Source organism: Pseudomonas violetae, assembly GCF_023072615.1.
In the GTDB taxonomy this organism is placed as follows: domain Bacteria; phylum Pseudomonadota; class Gammaproteobacteria; order Pseudomonadales; family Pseudomonadaceae; genus Aquipseudomonas; species Aquipseudomonas violetae.
Window position 1 is genome coordinate 1 of the sequence record NZ_JAKNRW010000074.1, and the last position, 7,403, is coordinate 7,403.

At 62.4% G+C, this 7,403-nt stretch carries 11 protein-coding genes; all 11 read right to left on the minus strand.

Features of this window, described 5'->3' with window-relative positions; all coding sequences use genetic code 11:
* The coding region (locus tag L9059_RS30285) for a phage tail-collar fiber domain-containing protein (protein WP_247296314.1) at positions 1-1,438 on the minus strand (1,438 nt) is incomplete at its 3' end.
* Between the two features lie 8 nt (positions 1,439-1,446).
* Positions 1,447-2,040 carry a phage tail protein gene (locus tag L9059_RS30290; RefSeq protein ID WP_247296331.1) on the minus strand — a complete coding sequence of 198 codons (594 nt, stop codon included), beginning with the start codon at positions 2,038-2,040 and terminating at the stop codon, positions 1,447-1,449.
* Positions 2,033-3,208 (minus strand): baseplate J/gp47 family protein, encoded by a 1,176-nt coding sequence (locus tag L9059_RS30295; RefSeq protein WP_247296335.1) that lies wholly within the window; start codon positions 3,206-3,208, stop codon positions 2,033-2,035. The genes L9059_RS30290 and L9059_RS30295 overlap by 8 nt, the downstream gene beginning before the upstream one ends.
* Complete coding sequence (locus L9059_RS30300; RefSeq protein ID WP_166571425.1) at positions 3,205-3,522, minus strand: DUF2590 family protein; 318 nt, start codon at positions 3,520-3,522, stop codon at positions 3,205-3,207. Before L9059_RS30300 ends, L9059_RS30295 begins: the two co-directional genes overlap by 4 nt.
* The gene (locus L9059_RS30305) at positions 3,519-5,480 is read right to left on the minus strand and encodes a phage tail tape measure protein (RefSeq protein WP_247296338.1); all 1,962 of its coding nucleotides are present in this window, start codon (positions 5,478-5,480) and stop codon (positions 3,519-3,521) included. Before L9059_RS30305 ends, L9059_RS30300 begins: the two co-directional genes overlap by 4 nt.
* A 6-nt stretch (positions 5,481-5,486) precedes the next feature.
* Positions 5,487-5,630: a DUF6890 family protein gene (locus L9059_RS30310; RefSeq protein WP_428480310.1), complete on the minus strand. Its 144-nt coding sequence runs from the start codon at positions 5,628-5,630 to the stop codon at positions 5,487-5,489.
* A gap of 20 nt (positions 5,631-5,650) precedes the next feature.
* Complete coding sequence (locus L9059_RS30315; protein ID WP_019407714.1) at positions 5,651-5,938, minus strand: putative phage tail assembly chaperone; 288 nt, start codon at positions 5,936-5,938, stop codon at positions 5,651-5,653.
* A gap of 43 nt (positions 5,939-5,981) precedes the next feature.
* Entirely contained in the window at positions 5,982-6,449 is a 468-nt protein-coding gene (locus tag L9059_RS30320) for a lysis system i-spanin subunit Rz (protein WP_247296341.1), read from the minus strand.
* Entirely contained in the window at positions 6,446-6,973 is a 528-nt protein-coding gene (locus L9059_RS30325; protein ID WP_247296344.1) for a lysozyme, read from the minus strand. The genes L9059_RS30320 and L9059_RS30325 overlap by 4 nt, the downstream gene beginning before the upstream one ends.
* Positions 6,970-7,176: a hypothetical protein gene (locus L9059_RS30330; protein WP_247296346.1), complete on the minus strand. Its 207-nt coding sequence runs from the start codon at positions 7,174-7,176 to the stop codon at positions 6,970-6,972. Before L9059_RS30330 ends, L9059_RS30325 begins: the two co-directional genes overlap by 4 nt.
* Positions 7,173-7,385, minus strand: a complete 213-nt coding sequence (locus tag L9059_RS30335) for a TraR/DksA C4-type zinc finger protein (RefSeq protein WP_247296363.1) — start codon at positions 7,383-7,385, stop codon at positions 7,173-7,175. Before L9059_RS30335 ends, L9059_RS30330 begins: the two co-directional genes overlap by 4 nt.
* Positions 7,386-7,403: the final 18 nt, after the last annotated feature.

The following is a 7,403-nucleotide window of genomic DNA, read 5'->3' on the forward strand; positions in this document are numbered from 1 at the left end:
TGTTTCGGGGCTCTACTTCGAAGCCCTCTTGGTCAATTCCGTCGGGGGTATAGATTCCAGATCGAATCAGATGAGCGTGCTTGCCAGCGGCACCGGTGGTTGCTGTAGGCGTGTGCCCGCCGGCAGCAGCCGAGCTTCCAGTGTGGGTGTGGGTTCTCGTCTCGTCGGCTTGGTCACTGCCTACTGTCCGGCCCACATCAATGCCCCGGCCGTCATCCACGAACCGTGGAAACTTGGCGCGTGAATCTCGGAGGTTGAAGGTGGTGACGCCGTCGCCGGCGCCGAACTTCGTGCCGAGCTTGGCGAACAGCCGAGCGTAGGCCACACGCGACACGGCCGCCCCATTTTCCTTGAGCCACCCGGGGGGCGCCGTTGGCGTGGAGAAAAGGCCGGTCATACCCACCAGTTCCTCATCCATAGCCAACCTGAGTGCCTGCAGCGCTTTGGTCGTCGCCAAGACCTCGCTGCTGTTCGACGTCGGGTCGTCGCTCTTGGCGTTGGGCAGTTCGCCCAGGTCCACGTCTTCCTTGGTGGTTGCTCGAGCACGCAGCTGCGGATAGTCACCCACGCGGGCGGCGAAGTGCTTCACCAGTTCCTGGGTGATCGGCTGACTGGCCCGCAGGTCGGTGATCTCGCCCGAAGTGGCCACGCTGGCCACCTCTACCAGGTAGTGCTGGACACTGTTGTTATCCTGGTAGTCCGACTTCGCATCGCCGAACACCACTTTCCAGCTGGCGACCACATCGCTGGCAACTCGCGTCAGCGACACATCCAGCCAGGCTTTGGCCGGCAAAACGGGTAACTGGGTCAGCACAGGTTCAGTCAACTGGACCCGGATCCCTTCCACGTAGGCCACCCCGGCCTTGAGCTGGAACAGGTCAAAAGCGTTGCGCTCCATTTTCAGACTGTCGGCCAGAAAGCAGACGCGGCCAAACGCGTCACGGTTGCTCAAACGCTCGCGAGCATCGATGCCACTCAGCCGCACCGTAAAGTCATGCTGCCAGGTGCTCGCGTCCACCACGATGCCAGTCAACGCTTGGGCGCCGGTGAACTCCACCAGGAAGTTGCGGGTGATGTTGTTGCCGATCTGCTCCGGCGGGATATTCTTGCGTTTCTGTTGCAGCGGCACATAGGCCACGGCGAACAGCACATTTTCGGCCGTCTCCAGACCGATCCAGTTGAAGTCCCAGTCACCAATGTCCGAGCCGACCATCAGGCTGTAAATCACCTGTCGCGGGCTCACGTAGCCTTTGCGGTTGACGTTGGCGGTGTGGACGATCTGCGCAGCAGGCGGCTTGCCGGCGGCACGATCGACCGAACTGGTCGGATCCAGACCAGGCACGTTCGCCAGGACGAAGCGCGCAACCTCCAAGACTTCCTGCGCCCCTTGTTTCTGGGCGATCAGGCTTTCGCCGGCGAGGGTAATGCTTGCTCCCATGGGTGCTCCTAAAGGGGGTCAGTAACAATGGTCACGATGGCCAGCTCGTTGATCTGCACCAGGCGAGGCGATTGCTCGTCCAGGGTGGCGATCAAGGTTTGCTGGTCATCGTTGAAGTGGGCCACGCCAAATCTCAGGGTCACCGGGGTGATCGTGACGAAGTCGTAGCGGCGACAGGTGCGGCCGTACTGCTGCATCAACACGCGCAGCAACACCGGGTTTTCGCTCAGTTGGCTGTCGGTCAGGTGCAACAGCACTACGTCCCAATCCAGCCCGGGCATGCGCTCCTCGATCTCGACATAGCCGACGCCCAGGCGCTGAAAGATCCGGACCATGCCAGCCGTCTTGCCGGCGTCGACGGCGTTGATAAAGGCGTACTTCACCCGCAACCGATACAACCGCTCTGGCTCGCCGTGGAAACGTTGGATGTCACGCTGCCAGGCCAGCAGATCGAGCACGGACAAGTGGCACGTCTCAGCGTCCAGCTGCAGCAGTGGCCAATTCAGCCACCCTTCAGCCTTGCTCCACCAGGACTGCGCGGCGGCCTTGAGCTTGGCCAGCTCAGGGCCATCCAGCCAAAAGGGCAAACTCAACTTAAGCACCGATGGCCACCTCGACTCCGGACAGGCGCGGGATGGTCAATTCCGAGATGATGTCGCCATTCTCGAAGCGCAAAGAGTCAATGCCCTGGAACTGCTCATGCAGCTCCTCGCCCAGGCGGCTGAAGGAAAACCGCGACTGCGGGTAGGTGACAGTCGGCTGGTAGTCGCCGTCCGTGCTCTCCCGAAAGGCAGCGCGGATGAACAGCTCGATATCGCTGAACAGCGCGGCATGCTGCTCGATGCCCACCTCGGCCTTCGGCCAGACTGTCAGGCTGATGGTGTGCAAGGTCTCCGGCATCTGCTGAACCAGGAGGTCATCGCCATGGCCATGGTTGCCCTGGTCGCGGATGTAAGCGTTGATTGTTTCCAGGTACGTGATCGCCGGGGCATCCGCCTCAAACAGCACCAGGGCATTGGCGCTGCCGGGGCCCCGGGGCGCGTTGTGCTCGAAGTAGACACCATCAGGCTGCACGCCTGGAAAGGAGGCAATCATGGCGCGGTACACCGCATCGGTGTGCCACTGGTTGACCGCCGAAAACTGGTTGCGCGTGCGCAGACGCAGATCGTCGTCGTGCTCGGTATCTGCCCCGGGCACGGTCAGCCAACCATCGGCGTTGACCACCTGGACCACGCCCGGTACCGGCTCCGGCAAGATCGAGAAATAACCGGGCGCCAGGTTGAAGCCGCTGCCGGCGTCTTTGGCCACGGCCGGGACCAGTAACTGGGCCGCCCCGTCCACAAAGGTCGCTGCAGCGCTGGTCAGCAGCTCGTAAACGTTGCCGTTGATGGCGATCGACTGCACCCGGGTGCCGGCCGGAACTTCCAGCGTGCCGGCGATCGCGCTACGGGTGAACAGCAACTTCCCTTCGGCTTTGGTGGATGGCTTGCGGGTGACGTCCACCGCCCAGGCCAGCATATCCAGCCACGCCTTCTCAGCCGTTTTCACGAAGAAATTCGGCAGCACGGTGGCCACCAGGAACTCGATCAGCCACATCACTGGCTTGGTCACCAGGGCGGTAACGACTCGCCAGAACGGCGACCAGGCGCTGGTGTTGCTCAGCTTGCTGCCCTGGGCGAGCACTTCCGCCTCCCAAGCCTGGCGCAGTTTCGCCTCGGTGGTCGGGATGCCGGCATCGGCCAGCGCTTGCTTGAAATCTACGTCGCTCACAACACCACCTCGACAGCTCCGAATGCTACGGTTTTTGCAGTGACCAGGTACTGGCCAGGGGATTGGGTGATGATCCGGACGGTGCCCGGTACCAGACGCTCATCGGTCTCCACCAGCAGCTCCAGCTGCTGGATGCAGTCGGCCTGGCGAAAGCGATCGCGCTCGGCGACCAGCGTCACCAACAGACCGCTTTCGCGGATCATGTGGGCAATGTCCTGGGCGATGCTGGCCCGGTCCTCGACCAGCACGGGCTGGTTGGACGGATCTAAGGTCAGGTCGTTGTTGGTGATCAGCAGATCGATGTAGAGGCTCATCCGGCCACCCCCATGCTGATCATGTTTTCCAGTTCCATCGGGGTCATAGGCTTGGCCGTGTGAATCTCGACCTTCTCCACGTGGGTGCCCCTGTTCTGGGTTTGCGTGGTGTTCTGGATGGTCCTGAGCAGACCGCCTTGGGCTACCGCCGTCGGCCGGTTCGGCGAGAGGCTACCCACTCCGCTGCCCATCGATTCCTTGGCCGCCATGGCGCGGTCACCGCCGTCCGGCAGCGAGTCGGTCAAGCTGCCCAGGCGCGCATCGATGCTCACGCCGGGGATCTTGTTCAGCATCTCGACCAGGCCATTGATCGCGCTCTGAAAGATCGAGGCGATGCCATCCCACGCGGCCTTGGCCATGCTGGACCAGCCTCCCATGCTGCTAAACCAGTCCGATACGGCCTGCAACTGGTCGACCACCCACTGGAACGCCTCGGTGTTCATCAGCGCGGTAGTCCAGTCGTCCCAGTAGTAAATGGCGGCGGCCACGGCGGCGACCAGGGCGACAACGCCCAGGACAATCAACAGGATCGGGTTGGCCATCAGCGCGCCGTTGGTTAGCCAGATCGCCGCCTGCCACAGCAGCATTGCGCCGCGCACCAGGCCCATCCAGGCGACCATCGCGATCAGCCCGACGGTGAAGGCAGCGATCATGACCACGTGATAGAGGAACATCGCGATACTTTTGAAACCGGTCCAGGTCAGCACCTTCCAGATCGTGAGCATGGACAGCCAGACCATCTTGCTGGCCCCCACGGTGAAGGTCAGCAAGGCCATGCCCGCGATCAGCCCCAACACCGTCAGCACGGTGATACCGACCACCCGCGTGATGTTCGGGAACAGTTGCGACCAACGCAGCAGCGTGCCGGCTATCCCGGTCAGACGCTCCATCAGTGGCGCAAGCATCGGAATCAACGCCTGGCCGAAGACGATGCGCAGCGCCTGCACCGCCGCGCCAAACTGCTGCCACGGGTCCACCATCGCCTTGGCCATGCGCTCGGCGTTCTCCAAGCCGCGGACTTTTCCCAGCTGGTCGATACCATTGCGCAGCCGATCGGTGTCCTTGGCCAGGGCGCCGATCACCTGGGCGCCCTCCCCGCCAAACGCCTCCATCAGCTTGGTGCCGGCGGAAGCGCTGGTCAGGTCGCCATACTTGCCTTCCAACTTGGCCAGAATGTCCAGCATCGGCAGGACCTTGCCCTGTTGGTCGGTGAACTTCATGCCCAGCTTTTCCGACGCCGCACCGATGTTCTCGAAGTACGCCTTGTAACGGCCGCCGGCATCGCCGCCTTCCATGGTGCTGCTGAGCGAGCCGATCACCGCCATCTGCTCGGCCAGATCCACGCCGGCGGTGGTGGCGATCGCGCCGACTTCCTTGAAGGCGTCCTTCAACTGCGCGCCATCGGTGCGGAACAGCTGCACCGCCAGCGCTGTCTGTCCGCCCAGCTTCTCCACCCAGGTGTTCTTGCCCATGGCATCGGCCTGGGTCTTTTGCAGGTTGTAAAGGGTGCCGACGTAGTCGCTCATGGTGTCGGCGTCGGATTTGGTGGCCTTGGCCAGCAGGTTGCTGGTGTTGGTGAACACCGCCAACTGGTTGCCGGCCAAGCCTTTGATCGCGCCATCGATTTTGTACGCCGAGGCCACGAAGGCCTGGGCGTTCTCACCGTAGTCCACGGAAAACTGCAGGGACTTTTCCTGCAGCGAGGTCAGCGCGTTCTCGGCCACGCCCAGGGAGCGAACCTCGCCCAGGGCGCGATTCATCTCCAAGGCAGGCGCCAATGATTCAGTGATGCCCGTGGCCGCGCCCCAAACACCGGCCAGGCCCACCCCCATCTGCTTGATGTTCCCCTCGCTTTGTTCTGCGAGGTCGGAAAAACTTGTCTTCACTCGGGCCAGCGGTGCGGTGACTTTGTCGGTCAGGGCCAGGATGAAGTCGAGACGGGAGCTGCGATCTGCCATGGTTCTCTATCCGTTAAACGCATGGGATATGCCGTTGGCGACGGCGAATTCCATGCGTTTCCAGTATTCGTCTTCCAACCACTTGGCCGTGCCCATGTTTTCGATGGTGGGCTCTGCACCAGGTAGCCAGCGGTTGGTCAGGGCCATCAGTTGGCCCAAGCCGTCCTCCTTTAGGCGCTCAGCGTGGCTGAGCGCTTTTTTACGATGATGTCGATGTCTGGGGCGTACTCCTCGAGCAGCGAGCCCACCAGTTGCATGGTCATGACTGGGTTTTTCAGAAGCTCTTTGAGGGTTGCGCGCTCGTCCTGGTGCACGGTGCCGACCAGAAGGTTGTGCGAGGGCGAGACCTTGTTGTTGGCGGTCATGCTGTTGAAGTACTTGGTCACGTCCTGCGGCGTCAGGGTGAAGTTGAATTCCTGCTCGCCCACTTCCAGGGTGATTTCGCGGCGTTCGGTCATGGCTGTTGTTCCAATGGTTCAGGTTTAAGGGGGTCCACAGCGCTTATCGCTGACAGACCTGGAGAATGTGGTCCTGCAGACCCAGGATCATTTGCCGGCTGAGGGCGAGTTGATCTCTGAGGGTGAAATAATCCGATCGAGCGTCTGCTGCGAGTTCGGCGGTTCCTGCATCAGCCACGCGGCCGGCGCCGGAATCGGTGGGCACTGCGGCTGGGCAGGTGGCTTTGACGAACAGCCGCTGACTGCCAGCGTCAACAGCGCGCTGCAGGCCAAGGTTCTTGTCTTTCTCATCGTTCAGCTCCTGGGTGCGCATTTGGTCGATTGCATCGCGAGCGGCCAACATCTCGCCGCTGATTCGGGCGGCTTCGCGCAGCCCTTTAACCTCAACCTGTGCGCTGTTGCGCTCGCGGCGAGCCTCATCGCGCTGATCGGCTACCAGGTCGAAACCGACCCAAGCCAACAACCCGACCAGGAGCACGAAAAGCACCAGGCGCACAGGGGAAATAGTCATTGGCTGCAAAGCCTCGCTTCGTCGCGCCGGCGAGCGTGCAACCCGGGCACGAACACCTTGCGGCCCTGGGCGTCGGTGACATACGCCCAGACCGGGGTTTTGCCATCAGCCGCCCAGGCCAAGGCCTTGCAGCCCTCGGCAACACGCCCGGCGTTGATCAAGCCCACTGCCCGACTGGCGCAGGTGCTGGGCACACCCACGTTGTGGCCATGACTGCTCAGGGCATCAAAGGTGTTCTGCTCGATCGCCTGGTTGGTCAGGCAGTCAGCCAGGGCCAGCTGGCCTTTCTCGATCACCAGCTGCTCCACCTGGTCACAGCGAGCGTCGGACCAGTAGTCGCCGATCACGACCGGATAAGGGCTGGTATGACGGGTGATGCCTTTGCACACCGTGGGCAGGCCACGGGCCAGCTTGTCGGCATACACCAGGTTCTGGCCCTCTCCTTCCCACTTGCCCAGAAAGCCGAGCAAGGAAGCGCTGGCCAGCGCAATGGCGCCGGCGGCGATCTTGGTGCGCAGGTTCATAACTTGCCCTTCCAGTCGCGCAGCATCTGTCGGTACTTGGGGACCAGCAGCACGATCTGCAGCACCATATAAAGCGCGGTCAGCATGTAGGCTACCGCCGACCAATCGACGGCACCTGTCGCACCGGTAGCGGCCACGCCGATGGCCGGTGACGCCTTCACGAATGCAATGGCGGTGTCCTGAGCGGCCTGATTCGTGCTCATCGGCGAGCCTCTTTCTCAAAAATTGACTGGCATGGCACGCAACGCAAGATTCCACCGAGCGCCTGGCGCGCTTTGGGGATCTCGTTGTCACAGTCCAGGCATTCGCTACGGCTTGGCCCGATCGGGCGCGGCTGGGCCAACTGGGCGGCAATGGCCTGGTCACGTTGGCGTTGCTCCGTTGCCTGGGCGCGATCGAACGGGCAAGTCATCAGCTCAGCCCCTCGATT